The following is a 26,763-nucleotide window of genomic DNA, read 5'->3' as shown; positions in this document are numbered from 1 at the left end:
TTTGTGTTGTGTGCGTTCTGCGACGCGTTTGCTCACCTCGGGGACAAAAAAGTTTTGCATCAAGTTGACGTAGGTATTGGCGTTGGGGTGACCCGACGCGATACGTAGCTTGATGTTTTCCGCTTGAGCCGTCGTCATGCCTAAGGTGCCAATGACAGCTGCCAACAGGGTGGCTTTTAGTTTTGTCTTCATCATGGTTGTCTCCTAGTTATCGTGGTGGAAAATTTAAGGGATAAGCACACTTGAACCACTGGTTCGTCCTGATTCAAGATCTGCGTGTGCTTTGGCCACATCGGCCAGCGCATAGCGTTGGTTGATCGTGATCTTCAAAGCACCCTTGGCAAACAAGTCAAACACGGCCGATGCCGAGTGACGCAGATCTTCGGTAGAGGCGGTGTAGGTCACCAGCGTGGGGCGCGTGAAATAGAGAGAGCCCATTTTTTGGAGCGTGCTGGCAGGTACGGGTGGCGGCGCGCCGGTGGTGGTGCCAAAGGACACAAAGTAGCCGCGTGGTGCCAAGCTGTTGAGTGACTGATCGAATGAGTTTTTACCCACGGAGTCAAACACCACGGGCACACCAACACCCCCGGTGATTTCTTTCACGCGGGCTGGAATGTCATCGGTTAAACGGTCTAAGCAGTACTCGTAACCGTTGGCCAAGGCGAGTTTTACTTTCTCGGGACCTGCGGCCACACCAATCATGTGGGCACCCAAATGCTTGCCCCATTGCCCTGCCAACAAGCCCACGCCCCCAGCGGCGGCGTGCATCAAAACGAACTGACCCTTTTGTACGGGGTAGCAACGCTCCATCAAATATTCCACGGTCATGCCCTTGAGCAAGGAGGCTGCGATTTGATCGTCTTGCATGTGCGCAGGTGCATGGAGCAAGCGTGCGGCGGGGTAGTTGCGGTGGGTGGCACAGGCCGCCAGCACGGGGCCGCTGGCATAGCAAACGCGGTCTCCCACTTTGAAGTCAGTCACACCTTGGCCCACACCCTCAACCACGCCCACCGCCTCTGTGCCCAAACCTGTTGGCATGGGGGCTGGGTATTGGCCCGAGCGAGCATAGATGTCTTGGAAGTTCAAACCAATCGCTGTGTGCCGAATGCGAACTTCACCTGGCGCAGGATCGGGTAGTTCGAGGTTTTCGATCTTTAAAACTTCTGGGCCACCTGCGGCGTAAATGCGGACTGCTTTCATGGGATTTTTCTCTTTAGTTGAAGGTAGAAACTTTGATGGGTGTGTCTTTGGCGGCCTTCACATCGTCGACGGCCTTGTTGTTGGCACCGTCGTCCGTCCATTCAGGCACGCGGCCCATGCGAACTGCTTCATGCCAGGCAAAGTTGAGTTCAACTTTGATGCCATTGATGGGCTCACGCATGAAGAGTTGATACAGGTTTGAGTTGTGTGCTTTGCGCTCACTGAACTCAACTCCGTTTTTGTTCAATCGTTCGACAAACTCTTCCATGCCATCGCAGTTGATGCACAAATGGTCGATGCGGCCCGAGCCAGGAGCGCCCGCAGCGGAATAGTCCATGCCTGCAACATCGGATGGCGTTTTGAGGTAGGTGTCTTGGTGGTTGGAGTGGCGCGCTTTGCCAATGTGAATCACATCCTGGTCCCCGATGTAGAGCCAGTAAACGGGAAAGCCAAACTCTGGGTGGTAGCCGTTTTTGAAGCCCAAGTTTTCGCAAAACCAGTCGCGCGTGCCATCTGGGTCGTGCGTGAGGATGAGTAAGTGTTCAAGAAAACGTAGTCCCATGCTGTGCTCCTTGGTGTCAGGTTTATTTGTTGTGTTCCGCTGTGATCGGACGGGTCTCGCCAGATTCAGTCAAGGTGCGCGTCGCATTGACTGAGGCGTAAGTCCAAAAAATTTTCATGGGTTCAGAATCTGAACGATTGCGAAAACGGTGCGACACATTGGGCGGAATAAAGGTGGTGTCATAGGGCTTGAGTTCGAGCACTTCACCGTCGATGTCCAAAAACGCGTGACCCGTCAGTAGCATCACGCTTTCTTCGCAGTTGTGGCTATGAAATGGGATGGCCGTGCTTGCGGCAAACTCTGTGATGCCGTTGATGAAGGTGCTTGCCCCCATTGATGGCAATACCAGAGGCGTGGTGCGTGCGCCACCGCCGCGGTCGTGGCTTTTAATTTGATCGGGTCGAAGAACAGCGTGTTTCATAAGGTTCCTTCTTATGTGCGAGCAGGCCCGCGCCAAACAGTTTTGATATTGGTGAATTCGTGCATGCCCAACATGCCCAATTCACGGCCATAGCCTGAGGCTTTGGTGCCGCCAAATGGCAGACGCGGGTCAGAGGCCACCATGCCGTTGATGAACACAGCGCCAGCCTGAATTTGGTGGGCCAAGCGATAGCCCAAATCGATGTCCTGCGTCCAAACAGCAGCACCCAATCCAAACGGACTGTCATTGGCGATGCGAATGGCTTCGTGCGAATTGCTGACTCGCAAAATGGCAGCAGCAGGGCCAAAAGTTTCTTCACGCGCCACCGTCATGGCGGGCAATACATGGTCTAAAACAGTAGGCTCGTAGAAAGCGCCCGAACCGGCAATGGGGTTTCCACCCATCAAGAGTCGCGCACCTTCCTTGACCGAGACTTGCACCTGGGCGTGAAGTTCATCACGCAAGTTCAACCGAGCCATTGAGCCCTGTGTGGTGTTGGTAGACATCGGGTCGCCCACCACCAATTGGCGGGTAATGGCGCAAAAGGCGTCCACAAATTCGTCGGCTACGGAGGCTTCGACAATGAAGCGCTTGGCCGCAATGCAGCTTTGCCCTGTGTTTTGAAAGCGCGCTTTGACCGCCACCGTGGCCGCAGCCTGCACATCGGCATCTGCCAAGACGATGAAGGGGTCAGAGCCGCCTAGTTCTAACACTTGTTTCTTAAGCGATTCAGCGGCGGTGCTTGCAATTTGCCGGCCAGCAGGCGTCGAACCGGTAAACGTGACCGCTGAAATACGTGGGTCTTTGATCAGCGCGGGTACTTTTGCCGCACCTACCAAGAGGGTGCTGAACAAACCGGTGGGAAGACCTGCTTCTTTGAACACATCCTCTAAGGCCAATGCACATTGCGGCACATTGCTGGCGTGTTTTAGCACCAAGGCATTGCCGCTTACCAGCACGGGTGCTGCCGCGCGCATGACTTGCCAAAATGGGTAATTCCAAGGCATGACGGCCAGGATCAAGCCCAAGGGGTCATACACCACGCGGCTGTCCGTCGCGCCGCTGGGGATGATCAGGTCCTCTAAGTAGCCCGGTGAACTTTCAGCGTAGTACTCAAAGTTCCATGCACATTTTTCAACTTCACCTAGCGCTTCCGCCAAAGGCTTGCCCATTTCAAGCGTGATGATGCGAGCCAGCGACTCTTTATTCCGACGCAAAGTTTTAGCCACATTGAGCAAGAAAGGCAGACGTTCAGACAGCGATAAAGCAGCCCATTTTTTTTGCGCGCGATCGGCTTGGGCCAAGGTTTGCTCGATGTGCGCATCATCGTGCGCATCGAAAGTGGCCAGCGTTTCGCCCGTGGCGGGGTTGAAGGAGGTAATCATGTATTTATCTTTACGCATGGGTGAGCGGGGCGATGCCCAACTCGGCAGCCAAGACGTTGAGCTCGGCGATCAATGTGGGTGCGACGGGAATGCCTTGGGCGACATAGCGTTCTCGTTTTTCATGGCTTTGTTCGCCCGGTAACCAGATGCGTTCAACCCCTGGCAGGCGTTCGCTGTTGCGAATGTCTCGCACCAAACGGTCCACTTCGTGTTTGAAGTGTTCGGGGTCGCCAAAGGCTGCTAAATCGATGACCAAAATGGCTTGGCCTGTATTGGTCACGCTCACGTGGTCGGCGTTGAAATCGATCACGTCGCGCCCCATGGCTGCTCCACCCAAGGTACCCGCTAGCAAGCCCACGATCAATGCCAAGCCGTATCCTTTGTGATCGCCAATGGGTAACAAAAAACCGTCGTTGGCTTTGTTGGGGTCCAGCAGTGGTTGGCCTTGACGGTCAATCATCCAGCCAGGCGGCATCATCTCGCCGCGTTTGGCTTTGGCTTTTACTTTTCCATAAGCAGCCACGGTGGTGGCCATGTCTAGCACGACAGGGGGCTCTTCTGAAGTTGGGATGCCCGCTGAAATAGGGTTGGTAGACAGCAACATGTCCATGCCACCCCAAGGCGGCAAATGGTTGGCGTTTCCAACGGCAAAGTACAAGCCAAGCATGTTGTGTTGTAGCGGACGACGCGAGTACAAAGACGCAGGCCCTGCATGGTTGCTGAACCGTGTGCTGACCCAAGCCACGCCAGCTTCGCTGGCTTTTTCAATCGCCAAATCTACGGCATGTGACACCACCAAATGGCCCATGCCGTTGTCGCCATCCACCACCGCCATGGCAGAGCGTTCGTGCACGACACGAATTTTTGGGTGCTTGTTGATACCACCCGCTTGGATGCGTTTGATGTACTGCGGCAATCGAATAATGCCGTGGCCGTCAGAGCCTTGCAAGTCGGCTTCGGCCATCAGTTGCGAGACTTTGAGGGCATCCTCTTGGGGCAAGCCTTGACTGGTGAGCGCATTTTGAATGAACTGCTGGAGTTCACTGAATGCGTAGGTTGTAGAAGTGGTCATCGATGTCATTGGCTTAGTCAGCACGAATACCTTTGTCTTGAATCAGTTTGCGATAGAGCTCATATTGCGTGCGGGTGGCCGCACCAAAATCGGCCGCTGTGGTGCCGCGTGGGGTGACGCCGATGGCTTGAAGTTTTTCTCGCGTTGTTGGGTCGTTGAGTGCTTTGCGCACTTCGTCGCTGAGTTTGTCAATGATGGGTTTTGGCGTTCCCGCTGGCGCCACCATGGCGAACCATGAGTTGAACGTGAAGTCTTTCATGCCTGCTTCCGTGAAGGTGGGCACAGAGGGGTATTGAGCCAATCTTGCGGGTGTTGAAACAGCCAGCAAACGCAATTTGCCGGCTTGCAGCAGCGCGGTCACTGTGCCGAGTCCCTGCATCGCCGCATCCACCTCGCCCGCGGCCACTGCGACGGCCGCAGGTGTGGCGCCCTTGTAGGGCACGTGGCTAATGTCAAGACTGGCTCGGTTCATGACCAATGCCATGCCAATGTGTTGAGGGCTGCCGTTGCCGCCAGAGCTGTAATTAAGCTTGCCTGGGCTGGCTTTGGCTGCATTGATAAAGTCAGCCAAAGTTTTATAGGGGCCATCCGCTTTGACGACGATGCCCCATTCAATGGTTCCCACCAAAGAGATAGGTTCGAAGTCGGTCAGTGCATTCCATGGCATCTTGGCCATCATGTGCGGGACCATGGTCAGGATGCTGTCGTTGTAACCACCGATGGTGTAGCCGTCAGGCGCGGCGCGTGCCACACGCTCTGCGCCGATGAGACCGGATGAGCCTGCCATATTTTCAATCACAAACGCTTGCCCCATGTTCTCAGCCATCTTGATGGTTAAGACGCGCGCTGCGTTGTCAACCGCACTGCCTGCCGCTAAGGGGATGATCATCTTGATCGGTTTTTGTGGGTAAGCCGTTTGTGCTGAACACAAAGCCGTGATGCAGAACATGGTTGTCGCAAGAAAGGGGCGCGACAGGCAAGTGTGGAAATGTTTTTTGAGTGTCATGGTGATCTTCTCGGTGGTTGGTGCCTATGCTTTTCGGCCATTTAAAGTTCACAAAGCTTAAAAGGTCATGTGGGTGTTGTCCAATGCTTGATTTTTACTCTGCCATATCATTGTGAGATTGGTATAGAGGGTCAAACGCATGAATTTACGAACCTTGCGCTACTTCATTGCGATTGCGGATGCTGGCAGTTTGTCGGCTGCGGCGGCGACTATTCCCATTGCGCAATCCGCTTTGACGCGCCAGATGCGTGAGCTTGAATCCGAGATGGGTGTCACCTTGCTTCAACGACTGCCGAGAGGTGTGCGTTTGACGCAGGCAGGCGTCACTTTTTATGAGTCTGCGCAGCGCATCCTCGCTGAATCGGTCCGACTGCGACAACGCCTGTCGCATGAACAACACCCTGGCCCATCCAAGGTGACATTAGGGGCGTCCCCGACCCTGGCGCGCGTATTGCTGCCAGGCTTGTTGGAAAACTGTTTCAACACCCTTGCAAACATTGAGCTGAGCGCGCGCGAGGCGTTTACCCCTGCCTTGATGGATTGGCTGGAAAAAGGGGTGATCGATATGGCCATCGTGACCAACCCGGGGACCGGTCGAGCGCTGTCATTGCAGCCCCTGTTGGGTGAGCCATTTGCGTTGGTGTCGCATGTGGCAATGCGGGTGGGGCCGGTTGTGTCGGTCAATCAATTGACACGCATTCCTCTGTTGATGACGAGCTTGCACCGAGGCATCATTGACCGCCAAATGATGGCCTTGGGCAAGCAGTTGAATGTGCAAGCGGAAGTCGATTCGGTCGATTCGATTCGTGAATTGCTCATGCGTGGACGATGGGCCACCATCATGCCCGTGTCTGTTTTTAAAGGCATCGATTTGCACCCTGAAATCATCATGTCGGAGATTTCAGGGGTGCAACTCAATCGCTTGCTGGTCTTGGCTACCCGTTTGGAATCACGCCCCAACCTTGCCCTGACCTTGGTGCAAGAACTGGTGGAGGCCGAATTTTCTCGCTTGATGCGGCAAGGCGTATTTAGTTTCGGCTCGGGGCTGGAGCATGCATCTGATTAGGGATGAAGTCCATCACGGCCTTGTTGAAGGCTTCAGGTTGCTCAATGCTTGACAAATGCGCAGCGTCTTTGAGAACAACATACTGCGACTTTGGCCAATGCGCGTGAATTTGCTCTGACATAGCAGGCGGTGTGCCCTGGTCTTGGTCACCGACGATCACCAAAGCAGGATGGTGCAGTTTTTGTAAGCCCTCGTGCGTATTGATGGTTGAAATTGCAGCGCAGCAGCCAGCATAGCCATTGATGGACGTGGTTGAAATCATGTGGCCAATGCGAGCCATCACGTCTGGATGCTTTTCACGGTAGGGGTCGGTGAACCAGCGGGTCAAGGTGGGCTGTACCAACGGTGCCAAGCCCTGAGTGCGCGCAAGCGTTGCACGTTCGCTCCACATCGTGACGGCATTGGGTGCGCCCTTACCCGTGCTGTCTGCAATGACGACGTGGTCCAAGATATGTGGATGGCGGATGGCGAGCACCTGACCAATCATGCCGCCCAGCGACAAGCCAATCCAATGCGTGCGTTCGACGCCCAAATGAGTGAGCAAGCCAAGGATGTCATCCGCCAATTGCTCAAGCGTGTAGGGGCCTTCTGTGCCTTGGGTTTGTCCATGGCCACGGGTGTCATAACGAAGCACAGTGAAGTGTCGATTCAGCAATTCCAGTTGTGCGTCCCACATCTCTAGATTTGCTGCCAATGAATGAGACAAGGTCAACCAAGGGCCTTGACCAGTCACTTCGTAATTCACATCAATGCCGTCGATATTTGCTTTCATGGGAGTGTCCTAAAGTGATGAATAAAAAATTAAGGGCTGGCTTGTTCAATCGCTTGCATCAAGCGCTCTGGGTTGAGCGGCAAATGTCGCGCTCGGACTCCGAGTGCATGCGCCACGGCATTGCCAAGTGCGGCTGCGCAAGGACCCGTGGCGACTTCGCCACTTCCGAGGCTTGGGTGTTCGGCGGCATCGACCAAATGAATGTCTAGCTCAGGGACATCGTTGAATGACAACACAGGGTAATTTTCCCAGTCATGCGAGATGATGCCTTTGGCATCCCAGCGCACAGACTCGTGCAAGCTCCAACTGATGGCTTGCAAAATGCCGCCTTCAATTTGATTCAGCAAACCATCGTGATGAACAATGGCCCCAGCGTCGACACAGGCCCAAACCTTGTGCACTTTGACACGCTCGGCCACTTCAACGTGTGCAATCAAAGCGCAATAACCAGCCTTATTTTTGTAACGCGCATAGCCCAAACCATAGCCATGTCCAGAACCAGCTTCGCCACGTGCTTGCCAGTTGGCACGATGCGCCACGGTTTCAATCACATGCCGTGCACGCGCGTCGCTCAAATGTTTGAGTCGAAACGCGACAGGGTCGATCTGCAGTGCATCGCTGAGCTCATCCATGAATGACTCAATCGCAAATACGTTGGCATGTGCACCCAAAGACCGCAGGGCCGACACACGCACAGGAGATTTGTCGATAAAGTGATGCTCAATGCTGAGCTCGCCCACGTCATAGGCGGGTATCGCGTTGCGTAAACCGCCACCGGTGGGCAGGGGGACGTCTTTGGGTATCGGTTGAGGGCAGTGTTCGAAAGCAGCCCAAGCGCCGAGCAGTTGTATGCCATCGCCCCAACTTGGGCGGTTGAGATGGGTATGTGACCAGACCTGCATTTGCCATTGGCAAATGCGACCATCTTCGCCCACGCTGCCTCGAATATCTACAAGGCTGGCAGACCCCATGGGTGAGACGGTCATTTCATCTTCTCGACTCCATTGCACCCGAACGTTCAGACCCCAAGTGTGTGCAATGAATGCGGCGTCAAATGCGACATCGTCTGCGCCGTTGTGGCCATAACAGCCTGCGCCCGGCGTGTGTAGAACATGGACGTGTTGCGCTTGCAGTTGCAAGGCCTGTGCGATTTGATCGCGTAATTTAAAAACTCCTTGGGAGTGCGACCACACTTGAACACCATGATCTGCGGGCTGCGCTAGCGCACATGCCGGGCCTATGGAGGCATGGGCAAGGTAGGGACGTGAATATTGGCGCTGCAAGGTCAGAGACGCAGAAGCAGCGGGTGCGTGTTGAGGTTTTTCGTGCGCCGCCATGTGACTCACAGCGGATAGTTGCGGCAACAAAACCTCAGCAGCCAAGTCGCTAGGCAAGTCGGGTGTCGACCAAGGTGTCAGCGCTTTGGCTTGCGCATGCGCTTTGATCAATGCGCCTTCTTCTCTTCCAATTAAAGCAATGAAATGGTGCTGAATCAGCACGCGATCTACACCTGGTAAAGCGCCAAGAACTTCAGCGTTAACTTCCAAAGGTCGGCTATTTGGATGTGGCCCGCGCAAGACACGTGCGTGCCACAGGTCGGGCAGATGAAGGTCATGGATAAAGCCTGCGCCGGTGAATTTAAGCCACAAGTCATCGCGCTTAGCCACGACAGAGTCGCAACGCACTGCGATAAAAGTTGGATTGTCGGCGTCCACTCGCAATGCGTGCCACGCATTATTTTCCGCTTGCGCTAAATCTTGGTAAGACAGGCCTTGGCCAGAAGGCGCCAAGAACACACCTTCTTTTAAATGCAACGCGTCAGTGCGACAGGCCAGTCGATGCGCAGCAGTTTGAGCAAAATGGCTGCGTACGACATTGCCCACATGACGCCATGCTTGTCCACCCACCTCAATGGATTGACTGCCAGCGGTAAACCCTTCGTCGGGTGATACGTCCGTATCGCCCGCCACCCAGCGCACTTGCGCAGGCGATATGCCTAGCGAATCGCAGGCAATTTGCGTAAGCGCCGCTGAAATGCCTTGTCCAAGCTCAACTTTTCCTGTGCGAAGTTCAAACAGACCCGCATCTGTGAATCTCAGCCACTGGTCCGCCCTTGGCGCCGTGATCAAACTAGGGGAGAGAACTGGCATGGCTAAGATTTTTTTGTGCCAATCGCACAGCGCGCAAGATACGCGTGTGTGCACCGCAACGACACAGATGCCGTGACAAGGTGTCGCGAATGAGGGTTTCGTCCGCATTTGGGTGTTGTTGAAGCAAAGCGGTGACGCGCATCAAAATGCCGCTGACACAAAAGCCGCATTGCGCAGCTTGCTCATCAATGAATGCTTGCAGCACCACGCGGCCAATGGGGTTGTCTGGTAGACCTTGCGCAGTTTGCACATGGCGACCCTCGGCAGCCCACACAGGAAGACTGCAAGAGTTTTGAGGCACCCCATCTACCAACACCGTACATGCACCGCAGTGTTCTGTGCCACACCCAAAGCGTACAGATGCGTCTGAACATTGCTCACGCAATTCGTGCAGCAACAACGCTTGAGGAGAGCCTTTGAGCGTGATGGCGTGTTGGTTGTGTTGGAGGGTGGTCACGATAAATAACTTATTAAAAAATTAACGACACGCTCAGTGCTTGGCGTGCTTGATCCACCAAGCGGCGAGCTGTGTGCCGTCGGCATGACCTAACCCGGCAGACGAGGCTTGGTCAAATGAACTCAGCGCTGATTGCGCTGTTGGTACTGTGTAACCCAGGGCGCTCGCTTCTTCGACCATGGTGCGCAAATCTTTGCGAATAGAGTCAATGTTGAAGTGCGCAGGCCCTAAGTCCTTGCCTTGCAGGGCAGACACAATGGCGGGGGTTCGCATTTTCAGAATCGCAGGAGCGCCTGACGTGTCAGACAAAATATCCATCATTTTTTCTGGGCTCAAACCTGCTGGCGCTGCCAGCGCGAGCGCTTCACCCAGGGCTTGCCAATAGACCAACAAAGGCAGGTTGATGGCCAACTTCATGCTGGCACCTGCACCAATGGCGCCCACATGTTCTACGCGACGGCATAGTTGGTCTAGCAAGGGCTTGGCAAGCGCAAAGTCTTGCGCAGAACCACCTGCCAAACCCAGCAGCTTGCCATCACGCGCAGGGCCGACAGTGCCGCCCACTGGACATTCGACAAAGTGGGCTTTGGCTTGTTCGAGTTTGACGCTCAGGTCCTTTTGGGTCACGGGACGCACGGTGCTCATGTCAATGAACAACTTGCCTGAGATATTTGCACTGAATACGCCAGATGTACCTGAGTAAGCTTGCTCGATGGCTTTGGCGTCGGTGAGGACTGAAAGCACAGCTTCGCTGTCTGCAACCGCTTTTGCGGGTGTGTCTGCCCAATGCGCACCGCGATCTAGCAATGTTTGAGCTTTGCTGGGTGTTCGGTTCCAAACAGTCAGCGTATGGCCTTGATCGAGTAGGCGTTCCGCCATGGCACTACCCATGCGACCGGTTCCGAGAAGGGTGATTTTCATACGTGACTCGTTTGTGATGGGTTACTTGATTTTGAAAAGTTTCATGGCGTTGCCACCTTCAATCAGACGACGGTCAGCCGCACTGAGGCGATTGACGCCAGCAATCAAACCACGTGGATCGTCTTCACCCATGTCATAGGGGTAGTCGGTGCCTAGCATCACGTGGTCGGCACCGTAGCGGTCAATCAATTGTTTGAGCATGCGCGGATCGAAGGTGATGCTGTCAAAGTAAAACTTTTCCAAATAGCTGGACGGTTTTTTCTTAATGACGGTGCGTGTGTCCGGACGAGCGCGCCAGGCATGGTCCATACGCGCCCAGTAGTGTGCAAGGAAGCCACCACCATGGGCGGCCAAGAATTTGATCTTTGGATAACGTGCCACAACACCATCAAAGATCAAGTGACTGACGGCCACTGTAGTTTCGAGTGGGTTGCCAATCACGTTGTTGAAATAGTGGTTACGCAAGCGCTCACCTTGGGTGTACCCCAAAGGATGCATGAACACCACGATGCCCAGCTCATTTGCTTTTGCAAAGAATTTTTCAAGCCCTAAGGTCGGATCGGTCAAGTTCAAACCATTCACGTTGGTGTTGATCTCAACACCACGCAGGCCCAGTTTTTTCACGCAGTATTCGAGCTCTTTCACTGCAAGCTCTGCATTTTGCAAAGGGACTGAACCCATGCCCACAAAACGATCGGGATGCTGCGCCACTACATTGGCAATGCCTTCATTCACTTCGCGCGCCAGTTCAGCTCCATAGGCGGGTTCGGTGAAATAGAAGTAGTGATACGGTGCAGGAGCCACGGCTTGGATGTCAACGCCCATGCGGTCCATGTCTTTCAAGCGCACGTCAATGCCCATCAACTTGGGCGCCCTGTCTTTCATTTGCTTGGCGTTGGTCTGATTGGTCAAGTCGTTAGCGAAGATGACGGTTGGGTCATATTGCGCTGCATTCAAATGTGCTGTTTTTTGGTTTACGACAGGGTTCAAGTAGTGGCAATGCACGTCCACCACTTTGAGCTTGCCCTTGCTGTTGCGAACCGTCTTTTGTGTGCTGGGCTTAGGTGCAACTTGAGCCCGACTTTTGGTGGGCGTTTTTGTCGCAGCCTGACTGGTTGCAACACTCGTGCGAGACAAGCGGTCGGCTGCGGTGTGGTGATGTGTCGGGTCGGCGCAGGCGGGTGAGCAAGTGAAGAACATCAGAACCTCTGTCTATGAAAATTTAAAAAATATCTTATTGTTTGCACTTAACTCGGGTGGCCGAAAACAAGGTGAAAGCGGCGAGCATTATTTGCCGATGGCAGCGTTCACACGTGGCATCACTTCGGTGGCGAAAAGCTCCATCGAGCGCTTGCCCAATGCGGGGTCCATCCAGTCATGGCAGGCATAGACCAAGTTACCAAAGTCACCCACGTGGTCACGGAAGGCTAGGATTTGATCGACCACCGAATTGACGGTGCCAGCCAGCACCAAGCGATTGGTCACGTAGTCAGGTGTGAGTTCGCTGTCGGGCATGTTTGGATCGGTTTTGAACAAGTTGCTGCGACCGCCGCCAGTCACGAGTTTGCGCACCAATTGTTTGAAATAGAAGTGGTAAGGACCGCCTTCTTGCAGGGCGTAGCGCTTCGCTGTGGCTTCGTCGTCCGCCACGAAAATGCTTTTTGCTACACGCCACTCTGAGGGATGCGCTACCGCGCCAACTGCTTCACGGCCTTCTACATATTTGGGCCAATGCGTTTTGACCCATTCAGGCATTAAGAAGTTAGCTGAGATGGGCCCCCAACCGCGCTTGGCCATTTCAGTGACGCCTTGAGAGAAAGGCGCAACTGCAGTGCCAACGATGGGTGGGTAAGGTTTTTGGTAAGGCTTCATGATGAAGCCCTGACCGATTTCAGGGATCATGGTTTTCTCGACCGAGATGTTCCAAAACTGACCCTCGATGTTGTAAGGCGGCTCAGAGTCCCAAATCTTCAAAACCGTGTTGATGCTCTCAACGAACATCGCATTTCGGTCTTTTCCAAGGTTGCCATGCACTTCCACGTCAGACATCAAGCCACCTGGACTGATGCCCATGATGAAGCGTCCCTTTAGCATGTGGTCCAACATGGCGGCTTGAGCTGCGACCGCCGCAGGGTGCGCGTTGGGCAAGTTGATGGTGCCTGTGCCCAGTTTGATGTTTTTGGTTTCGTAAGCCAGTGAGGCTAAAAACATCATGCAGGAGGTGACGGTTTCAGCAGCGTCGGTGATGTGCTCGCCCACATACGCTTCGCTGAAGCCTAGGCGGTCTGCTAACAAAACAGCTTCGCGGTCTTCTTGCAAAGATTCCGTCACATTGCGGCCTGGTGGATGCAGGGGCATCATGAAGGTGCTGTATTTCATGGTCATACAAATTCCTGTTTAAATTAAAAAAATTCAATCAATTAAGCCGGATGCGGTTCAGCACTCGCGCTTTGCGCGTAGCGACCTTGAACATAAAGCAAAGCGGCTTGGTTTTGGTGTTGGTAGGCCTCGACTTCGCCCAAATACAGAATGTGATCACCTACATCCAAGCGTTGAATGGTGCGACATTCGAAAGTCGCAGCGCAGCCATTGAGTACGGGCAGGTCATGGATGCCGAGGGCGTAATCCACCCCGTTGAATTTGTCAGGCACTGGGCTAGCAAAACGCTTGGAGTATTCGATTTGTGAAAGCGATAAAACGTTGATCACAAAGCGGCCGCAGTCGTCGTAAGCGGATAAATTGGGTGAAGTTTTTTGCAAACTCCATAGCACGATGGCGGGCTCTAGAGAAACAGAGCTAAACGAGTTGGCCGTGACGCCAACTAAGCGTGAATCAGATGCTTTTGCGGTGACGACTGCCACGCCGGTCCCGAAACAGCCGAGAGCTTTTCGAAAATCTAAACGGTCAAAAAGAGACTTGGTGCTCATGTGATCACTTTATCGTGATCACATGATCTGCATCAACTAGTGTTTTCCCTTGGTTAGGGCTCGCACACGTCTTTTTGGGACTGCCGTTATCCCTAATAAACTGGGCATTACCACCCGTGCTCCGGCCATGAAATGTTCAATTGTCATGCGGATGAGATCATCAAGATCATCTTCAATGGGAACGTCAAAAATCCATTGGCGTTGACCAAAATAAAACACCCGAGCATTGATGCTCCATACCAATTCAAGCTCATTGCTTTTGAGTGGAATTTCATCAATCGAGGGTAGGCCAAGCTCATGTCGCAGCTCAATGGCGATGGGAACCAAAATGCGCTCTCGCAAAATATCTAGATATCTTCGGTTGATGTCCTCACCACGCAGTCCTGAAAACATAAAAATTCGCACCCAGTCTCGTGTCAATGCGATTTTTGCGTACTCGATGTACAGACGCGTTAGACGCTCTTCCAGGGGAATGCTTCGATCACGCACAACACTTTCCCAAAACGGGTTCCATCTACCCAAATAGACTTCTTCGAAAACCCGATTGATGAGCGCTTCTTTACTTGGAAAATATTTATAGAGCAGCGATTGGGTCACACCCAAGCGCTTTGCAAGTTCACGGGTGTCACCGCCAAAACCGACCTCTGCAAAAAAACGAACTGCTTCTTGCGCAATGTGTTTTTCACGCTCGGCGCCAGTCAGCCTAACGGTGACAGGCGCTGACGTTTTTTTAGTGCTTGCTTTCTTAGTGGCCATTAAATTTATTAGTGTGGGGCAGCTACTTTGATCAACCCGCGTGTTTTAACTGATGTCATGATAGCTTCAAGGGCGGCCACGTTTGCTAGCATTTCTAATGATGTCACGGGGTAAGGTGCAACGTTGCGAATGGCTTTGGCAAATGCTTCCAAATTAGCCAAAACGGTGGGGTGGGGTGCTGAAAATCGTGTCACGGGTTCTTGGCCACGAAGTACGGTGGTGATATCCCAACCTGTTGGATTTTCAGGGTGAGTGCGGTCGCGGATTTCAATCCATCCTTTAGAGCCGTAAACAGCAAAGCGGCCTTCAAATGGCGTGGCCAAGACAGCGCTGATCATGGCATTGGCGCCATTTGGAAAGCCCATCATGATGCCTAAGGTATCGCCATTCTCAAAGTCTGAGCCCAATGTGGCGAGTCGAGCCCACAGCGATTCGCAGGGTCCAAGCAAGGCGATGCTCAGATCTACCAAATGAATACCCGTGGCGGTCAATGGACCGACAGGTGCATATGTGTTGGAGAGACGCCAGTTGTCTTTGGGTAACGCAAAAAACTTGTCTTGGCTAAAGTTGGCTTCAATCTGCAGAATTTCACCCAAGTCACCATTGGCGATGAGTTGTCGCATGGCGATGATTTCTGGCTCAAATCGACGTTCATGCCCAATGCCTAAAACCAAGTGTTTGTCTTGACACTGTGCGACGGCACGTTGTGCATCGGCAAGCGTGAGGCAAAGGGGTTTTTCACAAAAGATGTGCAATCCTGCATTGGCTGCAGACAACATTTGGGCAGCATGCTGCTGGTGCGGGGTGCACAAAATAACGGCTTCTAAATCAGAATGCGCCATCAGATGTTCGGGCGAATCAAAGATCGCAACCCCGGCAAGAACCGGGTCAGAAGACATGGCCGACCTGACATTGGCATCGACTTCAGCGACTGCTGACAGCTCAAGCCAAGAAGAGTTGGCGAGTTGGCGGGCTATGGTTTTCCCCCACCATCCGTAACCGACGAGGCCGACTTTCACGGCTGCGTGTGTTGAATTAGCTTGGACTGTCACAGTCGTGTCTCCATGAAGTTTTACTTATCTATAAACTAGTTTAGCGTATTGCAACAAATGGAGATCAAATGAGCACCAAGAAGTTAGTCAAACCTGCCAAAACGAAAAAGACCGTTGCGGCCACACCAACTTTTCAACGCATTGGGTTTTTGGGTTTGGGCATCATGGGGTCTGCCATGGCCGGTAATTTGATGAAGGCTGGCTTTCAAGTTCATGGATTTGATCCCACAGCCAAAGCGCGTCAGATCTTCAAAGCCTCAGGTGGGCATGTCAGTAAAGATGCAGCTCACTTGGTGCAATCTGTCGATGTGGTTATTACATCGCTGCCCAGCGCTGGCGCGTTAATGGATTCAGCCAGCGTCTTAGCGGCTGCAGGACGCAAAGGTTTGTTGGTGATAGAAACCAGTACCTTGGACATCAAAGACAAAGAAGCTGCGCGTGGTGTGATGGCCAAGAAGGGGGTGACCTTGCTCGACTGTCCTTTGTCAGGCACCGGCGCTCAGGCAGCACGCAAAGACTTGACGGTTTACGCCAGTGGGCCTGCTGCAGACATTCGTCATCTGACGCTTGTGTTTGAGGGCTTCTCTAAGGCGCACTTCTATTTGGGCGCATTTGGGAATGGCATGAAGATGAAGCTCATGGCTAATTTGTTGGTGGCTATTCATAACGTGTCCACTGCCGAAGCCTTGTTGCTGGGGCAGCGTTGGGGCATCAAGCCAAGTACGGCTGTCAAAGTGTTGAGCGATGGTGCAGGCGGTTCGCGCATGTTGCAGGTGCGAGGTCCGATGATGGAAAACGAGGGATGGAAAGAAGCCACGATGAAAGTTGCGGTGTGGCAAAAGGACATGAAGCTGATTGCGCAAGCTTTGGTTGACGCGCAAGTGCCAGCACCGTTGTTTGCTGCAAGCATCCCGATCTATAACGCCGCCATGGGCATGGGGCATGAAAACAATGACACAGCGGCTGTGTTTGACGTGTTGGAGAAAATGTCTTCGATACCCCATAAAACGTCAGTGAAAAAATCTAAACGCTTAAAAGCGTAATTAAAAAATGGCACGTATTCTTGTGATTGGGGGCTCATTAGGGGGCCTGTTTGTAGCGAACATGCTGCACCGTGATGGCCATGATGTTCAGGTTTTAGAAAAAGTAAAAGGCTCTATGAATGGGCGAGGTGCTGGCATCGTTTCGCACGACGTGTTGGTTCAGTCGCTTGAACGCGCTGGGCTGGATGTGCAAGCCACACTGGGTGTGGAAGTGCCAGGGCGAGTGTTGTTAGATCAATCAGGTAAAAGCTTGATTGCATTTGACATGCCCCAGGTGCTGACCTCATGGAGTCGCTTGTATCAAATCTTGAGAAGCGCTTTTCCTGCAGATTGTTACCACCAAGGTGTGACGGTCACGCGTGTTGAAGAACGTGACAACAGCGTGCATGTGCTTTGCACTACCGATGGCAATGAAACCACATGGCAAGCGGATGTATTGATCGCAAGTGACGGTATTCGCTCCAATGTCAGACAGCAGTTTTTTCCGAAAGTCCAACCTCAATACGCGGGGTACATTGCGTGGCGCGGTGTGTGTGATGAGTCTTTGTTATCGAACCTGACCCGAACCACCTTGTTTGATTACTTTGGGTTCTGTGTGCCGCCTGATGAACAAATTATTGGTTACCCAGTGGCAGGATCGGATAACGACACAACCCCTGGGCATCGCGCTTACAACTTTGTCTGGTATCGCCCCGCGGCGCAGGGCGAAGAGTTGCAAGCTTTGCTAACTGATGCAGACGGAGTGCACTATCCGCTTGGCATACCCCCACACAAAGTAGATTGGCGGCAGTTGGCAAAAGTCCGCGAAGATGCGCGGCGTTTGTTGTCGCCGCAGTTTGCAGAGATTCTTGAAAAAACTCCTCAGCCTTTTCTCCAGCCCATATTTGATGTGGCTTCGGACGCAGTGGTTGTAGGACGCGTGGCATTGATGGGCGATGCATCATTTGTGGCACGCCCGCATATTGGCATGGGCGTTGCAAAAGCGTCGCAAGATGCAGTGGCACTTGCCGACGCCATTCGCACCCACGGCGCTAATTCAACCGCGCTTGCTGCATATGCCAAAGTTCGCTTGCCAGCTGGGCAATCAGCAGTTCAACGCGCGCGTTGGTTGGGAAGCTATATCAAGTCACCGGATGGGCAAACCAAGCCGATGAATGTGCGTCAACACCAATCCATCTATGAAACGGCCATTGACTTGGGCCGCTATGGGCATCAATCAGAATTTAAATAATACTCACTATGACTGAAGATCGTTTACCTCTCGTCCCCCAATCTCAATGGAATCCAGCACAGCACGCGTGCGCAGATGAAATCACTCGTGGTCCGCGTGGTGGTCTGATTTCGCCTTTCATTCCATTGCTTCGCAGTCCCGAGTTGTGCACGCATGCGCAGCGCATGGGTGAATATTTGCGCTACCGCAGCGCCATCGGGGTGCGCTTGTCAGAGTTGGCCATCTTGGTCACGGCACGCCATTGGTCACAAGAAGTGGAGTGGGCCATTCATGCGCCCATCGCAATTCGTGAAGGTATCAGCGAGTCCATTGTTCAGGCGATTGGCGTGAATCAAAAACCGCCCTTCATTCAAGCGGATGAGCAGTTGGTGTACGACTTTTCTGTGCAGTCGTTGGTAGACAAAAGAATCAACGATGCCACTTGGGCGCAGGCCATTACGCATTTGGGTGAGCAAGGAGCCGTCGATTTGCTGGGCATCGTGGGTTACTACACCATGCTCTCGATTTTAATGAATGGCGCGTGCACCCCAGTACCCGAAGGTGCCAAGATGCCGCTGCCTCAGCTATAACGGATGTTTATCGCACGTGAACTTTGAGGGTGGCAAGTCCCGCGACTGAGCCCTCCATCACGTCGCCTGGCTTGACAGCGTTCACACCTTCGGGTGTCCCCGTGAAGATCAAGTCGCCAGGCTCAAGTTGCCAAGCTGCAGACAAATGTTCGATGGTTTCGCTGATGTTCCAAATCAACTTTTCGATGTTGCTCTTTTGGCGAACATCCCCATTGACAGTGAGTTGGATGCCCGCATGCTCTATGTGAACTGCCTGGGCTTTGGGCGTAATGGGCCCCATTGGTGCGCTGAAATCAAACGCTTTGCCGATGCACCAAGGGCGACCTTGTTTCTTCATGTCGTTTTGTAAATCGCGACGCGTCATGTCTAATCCCACGGCATAGCCGTAGACGTGATCCATGGCGTCAGCCGCCTTGATGTTTTTGCCTGCTTTGCCGATGGCCACCACGAGTTCAATTTCGTGGTGCAGGTTGGCAGTCAAAGAGGGGTAAGGCATGTCACCTGTTGTGCCTTCTGGTACTACCACCAACGCGTCAGCCGGCTTCATGAAAAAGAAGGGTGGCTCGCGACCTGTGAAGCCCATTTCTTTGGCGTGGTCTTCGTAGTTGCGGCCTACGCAATAAATGCGATGGATCGGCATCTGCGCAGCTACGCCCAGAATTGGTACCGCGACCGTGGGGCTAGCTGGAAATAGTAATGTCATGTGACTCCTAATGATTATTCAGTCACAAAACCAGCCGCATGAACACCCGCAGCACAAATGATTTCATCCTCATCGCCAGTTCCACCGCTTGCACCAACTGCACCAAGAATGTGGCCATGGCTGTCTTTGATCAACACGGCACCGGGTTGTGGCAGAAATTTACCTTCTGCTGTGGCCGCTAAGGTGATGAAAAAATTGGGGTTGTCTTTGGCGCGTTCTGCCAAGACGCGGCTCGACGCACCCATGCCCACAGCGCCCCATGCTTTGCCGCGGGCGATATCGAATCTGAACATGCTCGCACCGTCTTCACGGGCAAACGCGACCAATTGTCCGGATGCGTCAAGCACTGCCACGCCCATGGGTTTGTAGTTGGCGGCACGCGCGGCTTTGCATGCCTCTTGGATGATGTGATTAGCTTGTTTGAGTGAAAGATGTGTCAAGGTTTTCTCCAGATAAAAAGTCAATGATTTCTTTGCGGTTTGATCCCCGCCATAGATGCTAGTACTTCCGCGGTGGCAGCTGTGTCTTCGAGGGCTAAATTTTGAGCCATGGCGGCTGTGTAAATATCTGCTGAAGCTGTGAATAGTGGGGTCGGGCAATTGAGCGTTTTGGCAAGGTCGCCAATGATGCCCATATCCTTTTGCCAAATTTCTATTTTCATCGTCGGCGGAGAGTAATGGCGTTTCACCATCATGGCCATGCGTGATCGCATGACACCCGTTCCTAAAATGGGACTGTTGCCAAAGTGTTCAAGTACGTCACGCGGATCCAAGCCCATTTTTCGAGCCAAAGTCACTGATTCAGCGTATGCCACGTTGTAAATAGCCACCAAGTGGTTTGCCGCAAGCTTCATTTTTGTGCCACTGCCATACGCACCCAAATAGGGGGTGTCGTCGGTGAACTCACGCAAGAGTGGTAGGACATGTTGGTAAGTTTTTTTGGGGCCACTTGCATAAATGGTCCAAGACCGCTCTTTAAGGTGTGACACCGTGCCAATGATCGGGCAGTCTAGGGTAGCGATGCCAACAGACTTGAGTTTTTTAGCACACACCTCTTTGTCTTGAATTGGCAGCGTGCTTGTTTCAATGAGAATTTTTTGTAGTCCCTTGCTACTGATAAATTCAAGAGCGATTTCTTCGGTAACGGTTTTCAATGCTTGACCACTGGGCAACGACGTGATGACGATATCCGAGTGTTGTAAAACATCTTTAACGCCAGTCTGTGGCTTGCCACCCAATCCCTTCAAACGCTTTCTGGCTGTTGGCTCTATGTCAAATCCATAAACCTCAAACCCTGACTTCAGTAAGTGCGCTGCCATGGCGCCGCCCATGATGCCAAGGCCTATCAGTCCAATTTTCAGCGAAGGGATCTGATGGTTTGTGTCGGAAGATTTCATGAGAATTTTTTTCCTTGCGATACCGCTCCAACAGCTTGAAATAGCTGACGAATCACATCGGCGTCCATGTGTCGAACAATGAACACCAGTCGTGAGTCTTGATCGTCACTGGGCCATCTGTCCATCTTCACGGGCGTGTGAAAAATGTGTTGTACACCTTGCACCACCACGGGCTCGCCTTCCACATTCACAATACCCTTCATGCGAAGCAGGTCGGGCCCGCGCAAAGTCGTCAGTAACTCAAGCGCCGCTGTGAAAGAGGCCCAAGCAAATGGTTGGCTAAAGCGCAATGACAAGGTGCGCACGGATGCGTCGTGTGAAGGCGACCTTTGCCCCAAATAGCGCCCACCATCTTGTGGCGCTTTTGCGGCACTCAAGGCCTCACCTAGAAAGCGCAGCGTGTTGTCGCTGGCCCGAGCGCTAGACAGTCCTAAATCAATCAATGCGGACGGTGCAACTTCGCCGTTATGAATAAACGCGATAGGTGCCTGAGCATTCAGGTCGCGAATCAATTCAGACAAAACGTCTAGGTCGCTTGAGCTCGTCAAGTCGGATTTGGTGATGAAAATTTTGTCGGCAATAGCGATCTGTTTGATGGCCTCAGTTTGTTCTTGAATCTGGCCAGCACCATTTACCCCGTCCACCAAAGTGATCAAGCCATCCAAGCGATAGTGGGCCTCTAGCAGGGTATCGCTTGCGAGTGTTTGCACCACGGGTGCGGGGTCAGCCAGGCCTGTGGTCTCCACAATCACTCGGTCAAAATCAAACACCTCTCCCACGCGACGTTGAGCAAATAGATCACGCAATGTTTCTTGCAAATCTGTGCGCACCGAGCAGCAAATGCAGCCATTCGCCAACAGCGTGATGTTTTCAGATGACAGGGTGACTAAATCATGGTCAATCCCTATTTCCCCCACTTCATTGATCACGACTGCAACACGTCGCATCTCAGGATGCAACAAAAGTTTAGAGATGAGCGTGGTTTTTCCGCTGCCCAAAAACCCAGTGATCAAAGTCACTGGAATTTTTCCGGCCAATGCGTCGCGCGACCAAGTCACTGTGCTCGCGTTCAAATGTTCATTTCAAGAATGTACAAACCACCCGTGAAACGGTCCACGGTATAGACGATGCGCCTGTCGTCTACGTACACATCGTTGAGTTGAATTGCACCTGCGGGCGACAACTTGGGGGCGCCCGGCACAAAATAGGCAATTTCTTGCACTTGATATGGATTGCTGGTGTCATACACCCGCACACCCGCATTGAAAAATGAGCCAACGATGATGGTGTCAGATCGGAATGAGGTAGGACCAGGCAAGTTTTCATGCAAATTGTGTGCGCCAAATCTGCCGCCGCGCTTGGCGAAGGCTTCAAAAGATGGTGCGGGAAAGGTGCCGATCGGCACAGGATTGCCTTCGTTGCGGGCGTCCACCACCCACACCAGTTTGGGCCAATCTGCGCCGTTGTCTTGCACGCACTCGTCACTCACGATCCACAGACCACGATCGAACAGGGGCAGCACAGTGTGCGTAAATCCGTTGAAGGGCGGGGAGTGGTTCCACTGAGACACAACTTGAATGTTGCTCATGTCTGAGATGTCTAGCACCACAGCGCCACCATCGATGTAGCCCACAAATGCTCGGTCTGGACGCTCGGGAAACACGTTGGTGTTGTGGGTGCGAAAGCCCATGTCGAACTGCTTTGGCAACCGTGGTGGTGGTGGTGCTTCATCGCCCTCGCGTGTGCCGGGAAACCACCAACGGCCTGCTTCGACAGGCTTGGTGGGGTCAGAGATGTCGAGGATGCGGTAGAACTGATCGTCCAATGGATTGCGCGGCTGAAAGTCAGCCGCACCCGAAGACATGTGCACGTATTTGCCGTCCACAAACCATACCGCGTGCACCCCCCGTGAATGTGGGCCTGAGCAGTCGAAATGTGAAAGCAAGCGCGGTGTTTCTGGTGTGCTCACATCAAAAATATCTACACCAGCGGGCTTGATACCAACGGTGCTGGCTTGGTAAGCCACCACCATGATGTCGCCAACCACGTCTAACGAGTTAGATCGCAGTTTCATGTGCGGCAACTCGGTTTGCACTATGAGCTTGGGATTGGTGGGATCTGTCACATCAACGCCCGAAAAGTTTTTCGGAGCTGACTCATGTGCCAGCCAAAGGATGCGACGACCGTCGGCGGTCATCTGCATCGACATCCCTTCCCCCAAACCACCAAAGCCCGCCAACTCATGGTGGGCTAACAATTTCATGTTGTGTGACAAGGTTTGGTCAGCACGCGAAGCAGGTTGGGGCGCATGAAGCATGGGTAAATACTCATTAAAAATTGGTTGGAATCTGTAATATAGCAACTCGGAGATCAAATGATCTAACAACATTCCCTAACTATGAAACCAAGGAGACACCTGATGAGTTCTATATTGTCATTGCGTTGGAAGAAGAGTTTTTATGCTGGCCTTGCCGTGCTAGTCAGTTGTTTTTGTTCTCAATCCTTCGCCCAAACCTTTCCCAATAAACCGGTGAAGTTGGTTGTGACGTATCCAGCAGGCGGTAGCTCCGACTTAATGGCCCGCATCATGGGGCAAAAGCTCAGTGAGCACTGGGGTCAACCGGTCATCATTGAAAGCAAGCCCGGTGCTGCTGGCTCTATCGGCATGGAATTCACAGCGCGTCAACCGGCAGACGGTTACACCTTTGTGGTGGGTAACTTGGGGCCCGCCTCAGTCAACCCACTCATCTCCAAGGTGCCTTACAGCATGGAGAGAGACTTCATCCCTGTGTCACTGACAGCCACAGGACCGAACATCTTGGCCGTTCCAGCCGCATCGCCTTTCAAAAACTTGAACGACCTTTTGACAGCCGCGCGTAACAAGCCTGACAGTTTGAACTTTGGAACCAGCGGCCCTGGCAGCATGGCCCATTTGGGTGGCGAGTTGATCATGCGTCAAGCCAACATCAAAATGACAGGCGTGCCCTACAAGGGCGGCGGTTTGGCTGTGAACGATTTATTGGCGGGTCAAATTGACATGATGGTGTCGGATGCATTGCCGGTCAGCCAGCACATCAAGTCTGGGCGTTTACGTGCACTGGCCATCACCAGCGCTAAGCGCTCGCCTATGACGCCTGATATCCCCACATTTGCAGAAGCTGGTTTGCCAGGCTTGGTTGCCGTGAATTGGTGGGGCGTTTTCTTGCCAGCTGGCACACCCAAACCCGTTGTCGATGCTTACAGCAGCGCCTTGGTCAAAATCATGGCCAACCCTGATCTCAAAGAAAGATTTGCTGGCTTGGGCGTTGAGGCCTTAGCCACTTCACAAGATGAGTTCAAGGCTTTCTTGGCATCAGAAAATGCCAAGTATTCGAAGCTGATTGCCGACAACAACATCAAAGCCGAGTAACCGGTTTAACTTCTAGCGGCCGAGCTCATGTCGTAGCGATGAGCTCGGTCAATCTAGGGCGGTCGCTTGCACAGTCAATGACTATCTAGGCACTTAACGTTGGCGGCACAAATCAGCAGCCTCTGTGCCCGATAATCAGCGCATGCGAATTCGCTTCACCAAAATGCAGGGCGCAGGTAACGACTTCGTGGTCTTAGACGAGACCACGCAACGTTTGCACCTCACGCCCGCCCACTACCGTTTTCTAGCCGACCGCCATTTTGGCGTGGGGGCAGACCAAATTCTCACCGTGCGCCCGGCGCCTCAACCCAATGTGGACTTTGAATACATCATCCACAACGCCGACGGCGGCGAGGTGGAGCAATGCGGCAACGGTTCGCGCTGCTTTGTGCGCTTTGTGCGCGAACAAGGGCTGACCGACAAAACCACGGTGCGCGTCAAAGTGCACGGCGGCATCATTACCCTTCAAGAAATGCCAGATGGCCAAGTGACGGTGGACATGGGCGCGCCTGTGTTTGATTTGCCACAAGTGCCGTTTGCCGCAGCGCACGCTACGCCGGTAGATTCAAAGGGCCAAGCCGTCAGCGCATCTGACGCACTGACATGGCAACTGTCGCTTGGCAACGGCAACGCAGTGAACGTGGGTGTGTTGTCCATGGGTAACCCGCACGCTGTGCAAGTGGTGCCCGATGTGGACACGGCGCCCGTGCTGGACCAGGGTCCGCTGATTGAAAATCACGCAGCATTTCCCAAGCGTGTCAACGTAGGCTTTATGCAAGTGCTTAGCCGCAGCGATGTTCGTTTGCGCGTGTTTGAGCGCGGCTCAGGCGAAACACTGGCCTGCGGCACGGGCGCTTGTGCGGCGGTGGTCACCGGTATTCGCTGGGGCTTGTTGGATTCACGCGTGACCGTGCAAACCCTCGGCGGCACACTCACCATCGAATGGCAGGGCGGCGACACACCCGTGCACATGACTGGCCCAGCCACCACAGTTTTCAGCGGCGAAATTACCCTTCCGGATACTCTATGACCAACCCTGCCATGAACCCCATCACCGAAGACGACATTGCTAATTTTTTGGTGAATACGCCAGATTTTTTTGAGCGTCATGCCGAGCTTTTGTCAGCCGTGAAATTGACCAGCCCTCACAGCCACCGCGCCATCAGCCTGCAAGAGCGCCAAGCCGAAATGATGCGCGAAAAAATTCGCGCTCTCGAGCTGCGCATGATGGACATGATGCGCCACGGCACAGAAAACGAGGTGTTGATCGAGCGCATGCAGCGTTGGGTCAAAACCTTGTTGATGACCAGCAACGCACGCGATTTGCCGCACACCATTGCCGACCACATTCAACATGACTTCATGGTGCCGCAAGTGGCTATCAAGGTATGGGGTGTGCGCGAAGACTTTCAAATTGAGCCCTTTGCGCAAAGCGTGATCGGCCCCATCAAAGACTTTGCAGCGTCATTGACCAAGCCCTATGTGGGCATCAACAACAACTTCGACGCCGTGCAGTGGTTGGCCGACCCAGCTGCCGCACAGTCGGTGGCCTTCATCGCCTTGCGTGCCACGCGCCCCGAAGACACACCGCAAACTGCCGCCGAACAACCCGTGATTGGCTTGTTGGTATTGGCCTCACCCGACCCGCAGCGCTACTACGAAGGCATGGGCACCACCATCATCGAACGCATGGGTGACTTGGCCAGCGCAGCGCTGTCGCACTTGCGTTAAACCACAAACATTTAAATCACATGGACTTGGTCGCCCGCTATCTCGACCACGTTCGCTTTGAAAAGCGCTTGGCAGAGCGCACCGTCACGCTCTACAGCCTAGACCTAGAAAAACTCACCGACTACGCAGCCCAAGCTAACGTATCGCTAGAGGCGGTGCAAAGCACACACATTCGCCGCTGGGTGTCGCACATGCACAGCGGCGGCCGCAGCGGGCGCGGCATTGCGCTCATCCTCTCGGGCTGGCGCGGGTTTTATGTGTGGCTGGGTCGTCAAGGTTTGGTCAGTAGCAACCCCGTGCAAGACGTGCGCGCCCCCAAAGCCCCCAAGCCCCTGCCCAAAGCCCTGAGCGTGGACGATGCCGTGCAACTGGCCGAATACAAAACTCCCTACGACACCAGCGACCCGTGGCTAGAGTGCCGCGACGCAGCTCTGGTTGAGCTGCTGTACGGCTGCGGCCTGCGTGTGGGCGAGCTGGTGGGATTAGATGTGCAAGCGGGCGCACAAGCCAAAGGCTGGATTGACTTTGAAGGCGGCGAAGCCCACGTGCTGGGTAAAGGCAGCAAACGCCGCAACGTCCCCGTGGGCGGCAAAGCGCTAGGAGCCATGCAAGCCTGGGTAGCGGTGCGCGACCAAGGTCTGACACCCGCCACCGCCGAACAGACTGCGATGTTCATTGGCCGCAACGGCACACGCCTGACCGCGCAAGCCGTGTGGCAGCGTTTGCGTCAGCGCAGTTTGAAAGCGGGCTTATCTACGCCCGTTCACCCTCACATGTTGCGCCATTCATTTGCCAGCCACCTCTTGCAGTCCAGTCAAGATTTGCGCGGGGTGCAAGAGCTTCTGGGCCACGCCAACATCACCACCACCCAGGTGTACACGCGGTTGGACTTTCAGCACTTGGCGCAGGCGTATGACGCGGCGCATCCGAGGGC

General features: G+C 53.6%; 28 protein-coding genes and 1 pseudogene. 8 read left to right on the top strand and 21 right to left on the bottom strand.

The window, feature by feature from the left end:
* The 7 genes and pseudogenes from ABWP81_RS01935 to ABWP81_RS01905 form a co-directional block, all read right to left on the bottom strand.
* Window positions 1-195 (bottom strand): annotated as a pseudogene (locus ABWP81_RS01935) (hypothetical protein); the annotation flags it as partial.
* Window positions 196-225: 30 nt separating this feature from the next.
* Entirely contained in the window at window positions 226-1,200 is a 975-nt protein-coding gene (locus tag ABWP81_RS01930; protein ID WP_353137035.1) for a quinone oxidoreductase family protein, read from the bottom strand.
* A 13-nt stretch (window positions 1,201-1,213) separates the two neighbouring features.
* The gene (locus ABWP81_RS01925) at window positions 1,214-1,762 is read right to left on the bottom strand and encodes a VOC family protein (protein WP_353138760.1); all 549 of its coding nucleotides are present in this window, start codon (window positions 1,760-1,762) and stop codon (window positions 1,214-1,216) included.
* Between the two features lie 22 nt (window positions 1,763-1,784).
* Window positions 1,785-2,183: a cupin domain-containing protein gene (locus tag ABWP81_RS01920; RefSeq protein ID WP_353138757.1), complete on the bottom strand. Its 399-nt coding sequence runs from the start codon at window positions 2,181-2,183 to the stop codon at window positions 1,785-1,787.
* 11 nt (window positions 2,184-2,194) lie between these two features.
* Window positions 2,195-3,568 (bottom strand): NAD-dependent succinate-semialdehyde dehydrogenase, encoded by a 1,374-nt coding sequence (locus ABWP81_RS01915; RefSeq protein WP_353138754.1) that lies wholly within the window; start codon window positions 3,566-3,568, stop codon window positions 2,195-2,197.
* A gap of 10 nt (window positions 3,569-3,578) precedes the next feature.
* Complete coding sequence (locus tag ABWP81_RS01910) at window positions 3,579-4,640, bottom strand: Ldh family oxidoreductase (protein ID WP_353138751.1); 1,062 nt, start codon at window positions 4,638-4,640, stop codon at window positions 3,579-3,581.
* Between the two features lie 13 nt (window positions 4,641-4,653).
* Window positions 4,654-5,529 carry a Bug family tripartite tricarboxylate transporter substrate binding protein gene (locus ABWP81_RS01905; RefSeq protein WP_353138748.1) on the bottom strand — a complete coding sequence of 292 codons (876 nt, stop codon included), beginning with the start codon at window positions 5,527-5,529 and terminating at the stop codon, window positions 4,654-4,656.
* Between the two features lie 256 nt (window positions 5,530-5,785).
* Between ABWP81_RS01905 and ABWP81_RS01900 the strand changes: the two genes are divergently transcribed.
* The gene (locus ABWP81_RS01900; protein WP_353138745.1) at window positions 5,786-6,712 is read left to right on the top strand and encodes a LysR family transcriptional regulator; all 927 of its coding nucleotides are present in this window, start codon (window positions 5,786-5,788) and stop codon (window positions 6,710-6,712) included.
* Here the strand turns inward: ABWP81_RS01900 and pcaD are convergent.
* From pcaD to ABWP81_RS01855, 9 genes are all read right to left on the bottom strand, one after another.
* Window positions 6,675-7,484 carry a 3-oxoadipate enol-lactonase gene (pcaD, locus tag ABWP81_RS01895; protein WP_353138742.1) on the bottom strand — a complete coding sequence of 270 codons (810 nt, stop codon included), beginning with the start codon at window positions 7,482-7,484 and terminating at the stop codon, window positions 6,675-6,677. The genes ABWP81_RS01900 and pcaD overlap by 38 nt on opposite strands.
* Window positions 7,485-7,513: 29 nt before the next feature.
* A complete protein-coding gene (locus tag ABWP81_RS01890; protein WP_353138739.1) occupies window positions 7,514-9,634 on the bottom strand; it encodes a xanthine dehydrogenase family protein molybdopterin-binding subunit in 2,121 nt (706 codons plus the stop codon).
* Window positions 9,615-10,091 carry a (2Fe-2S)-binding protein gene (locus ABWP81_RS01885; protein ID WP_353138736.1) on the bottom strand — a complete coding sequence of 159 codons (477 nt, stop codon included), beginning with the start codon at window positions 10,089-10,091 and terminating at the stop codon, window positions 9,615-9,617. Before ABWP81_RS01885 ends, ABWP81_RS01890 begins: the two co-directional genes overlap by 20 nt.
* Before the next feature lie 33 nt (window positions 10,092-10,124).
* Window positions 10,125-11,012 carry an NAD(P)-dependent oxidoreductase gene (locus tag ABWP81_RS01880; protein ID WP_353138733.1) on the bottom strand — a complete coding sequence of 296 codons (888 nt, stop codon included), beginning with the start codon at window positions 11,010-11,012 and terminating at the stop codon, window positions 10,125-10,127.
* 21 nt (window positions 11,013-11,033) lie between these two features.
* Entirely contained in the window at window positions 11,034-12,212 is a 1,179-nt protein-coding gene (locus tag ABWP81_RS01875) for an amidohydrolase family protein (RefSeq protein WP_353138730.1), read from the bottom strand.
* Between the two features lie 87 nt (window positions 12,213-12,299).
* A complete protein-coding gene (locus ABWP81_RS01870) occupies window positions 12,300-13,397 on the bottom strand; it encodes an LLM class flavin-dependent oxidoreductase (protein WP_353138727.1) in 1,098 nt (365 codons plus the stop codon).
* 35 nt (window positions 13,398-13,432) lie between these two features.
* Window positions 13,433-13,939 (bottom strand): flavin reductase family protein, encoded by a 507-nt coding sequence (locus ABWP81_RS01865; RefSeq protein WP_353138724.1) that lies wholly within the window; start codon window positions 13,937-13,939, stop codon window positions 13,433-13,435.
* Between the two features lie 36 nt (window positions 13,940-13,975).
* Window positions 13,976-14,695, bottom strand: coding sequence for a TetR/AcrR family transcriptional regulator (locus tag ABWP81_RS01860; protein ID WP_353138721.1), 720 nt, complete (start codon window positions 14,693-14,695; stop codon window positions 13,976-13,978).
* 8 nt (window positions 14,696-14,703) lie between these two features.
* Window positions 14,704-15,714, bottom strand: coding sequence for a Gfo/Idh/MocA family protein (locus ABWP81_RS01855; RefSeq protein ID WP_353138718.1), 1,011 nt, complete (start codon window positions 15,712-15,714; stop codon window positions 14,704-14,706).
* Between the two features lie 101 nt (window positions 15,715-15,815).
* Between ABWP81_RS01855 and ABWP81_RS01850 the strand changes: the two genes are divergently transcribed.
* Genes ABWP81_RS01850 through ABWP81_RS01840 form a run of 3 tightly spaced genes read left to right on the top strand, consistent with a single transcriptional unit; the run spans window position 15,816 to window position 18,590 of the window.
* A complete protein-coding gene (locus tag ABWP81_RS01850; RefSeq protein WP_353138715.1) occupies window positions 15,816-16,790 on the top strand; it encodes an NAD(P)-dependent oxidoreductase in 975 nt (324 codons plus the stop codon).
* Window positions 16,791-16,797: 7 nt separating this feature from the next.
* Window positions 16,798-18,021, top strand: a complete 1,224-nt coding sequence (locus ABWP81_RS01845; RefSeq protein ID WP_353138712.1) for an FAD binding domain-containing protein — start codon at window positions 16,798-16,800, stop codon at window positions 18,019-18,021.
* A gap of 8 nt (window positions 18,022-18,029) precedes the next feature.
* Window positions 18,030-18,590 carry a carboxymuconolactone decarboxylase family protein gene (locus ABWP81_RS01840; RefSeq protein WP_353138709.1) on the top strand — a complete coding sequence of 187 codons (561 nt, stop codon included), beginning with the start codon at window positions 18,030-18,032 and terminating at the stop codon, window positions 18,588-18,590.
* 7 nt (window positions 18,591-18,597) lie between these two features.
* On the opposite strand, the gene ABWP81_RS01835 is transcribed toward ABWP81_RS01840, so the two are convergent.
* The 5 genes from ABWP81_RS01835 to ABWP81_RS01815 are packed head-to-tail and all read right to left on the bottom strand — an operon-like array spanning window position 18,598 to window position 23,006.
* On the bottom strand, window positions 18,598-19,293 hold the full coding sequence (locus tag ABWP81_RS01835; protein ID WP_353138706.1) for a fumarylacetoacetate hydrolase family protein: 696 nt from the start codon (window positions 19,291-19,293) through the stop codon (window positions 18,598-18,600).
* Window positions 19,294-19,307: 14 nt separating this feature from the next.
* On the bottom strand, window positions 19,308-19,733 hold the full coding sequence (locus ABWP81_RS01830) for a GlcG/HbpS family heme-binding protein (protein ID WP_353138703.1): 426 nt from the start codon (window positions 19,731-19,733) through the stop codon (window positions 19,308-19,310).
* Between the two features lie 20 nt (window positions 19,734-19,753).
* Window positions 19,754-20,689 carry an NAD(P)-dependent oxidoreductase gene (locus tag ABWP81_RS01825; RefSeq protein WP_353138700.1) on the bottom strand — a complete coding sequence of 312 codons (936 nt, stop codon included), beginning with the start codon at window positions 20,687-20,689 and terminating at the stop codon, window positions 19,754-19,756.
* A complete protein-coding gene (locus ABWP81_RS01820; RefSeq protein ID WP_353136082.1) occupies window positions 20,686-21,762 on the bottom strand; it encodes a CobW family GTP-binding protein in 1,077 nt (358 codons plus the stop codon). Before ABWP81_RS01820 ends, ABWP81_RS01825 begins: the two co-directional genes overlap by 4 nt.
* Window positions 21,759-23,006, bottom strand: coding sequence for an LVIVD repeat-containing protein (locus ABWP81_RS01815; protein ID WP_353136085.1), 1,248 nt, complete (start codon window positions 23,004-23,006; stop codon window positions 21,759-21,761). Before ABWP81_RS01815 ends, ABWP81_RS01820 begins: the two co-directional genes overlap by 4 nt.
* Window positions 23,007-23,108: 102 nt before the next feature.
* On the opposite strand from ABWP81_RS01815, the gene ABWP81_RS01810 reads away from it, so the two are divergent.
* The 4 genes from ABWP81_RS01810 to ABWP81_RS01795 all read left to right on the top strand — a co-directional run.
* Window positions 23,109-24,098 carry a Bug family tripartite tricarboxylate transporter substrate binding protein gene (locus ABWP81_RS01810; RefSeq protein WP_353138697.1) on the top strand — a complete coding sequence of 330 codons (990 nt, stop codon included), beginning with the start codon at window positions 23,109-23,111 and terminating at the stop codon, window positions 24,096-24,098.
* A 142-nt stretch (window positions 24,099-24,240) separates the two neighbouring features.
* Window positions 24,241-25,128 carry a diaminopimelate epimerase gene (gene dapF, locus ABWP81_RS01805; protein ID WP_353138695.1) on the top strand — a complete coding sequence of 296 codons (888 nt, stop codon included), beginning with the start codon at window positions 24,241-24,243 and terminating at the stop codon, window positions 25,126-25,128.
* Complete coding sequence (locus tag ABWP81_RS01800) at window positions 25,125-25,829, top strand: DUF484 family protein (protein ID WP_353138692.1); 705 nt, start codon at window positions 25,125-25,127, stop codon at window positions 25,827-25,829. The genes dapF and ABWP81_RS01800 overlap by 4 nt, the downstream gene beginning before the upstream one ends.
* Window positions 25,830-25,849: 20 nt before the next feature.
* Window positions 25,850-26,763 (top strand): tyrosine recombinase XerC (locus tag ABWP81_RS01795; RefSeq protein WP_353138689.1); only part of this gene is annotated, 914 nt, incomplete at its 3' end.

It is taken from the genome of Limnohabitans sp. (assembly GCF_040401135.1).
Lineage (GTDB): Bacteria > Pseudomonadota > Gammaproteobacteria > Burkholderiales > Burkholderiaceae_C > Limnohabitans.
Note: the sequence above shows the minus strand (reverse complement) of the source record. Positions and strands in the feature narration are given on the sequence as shown.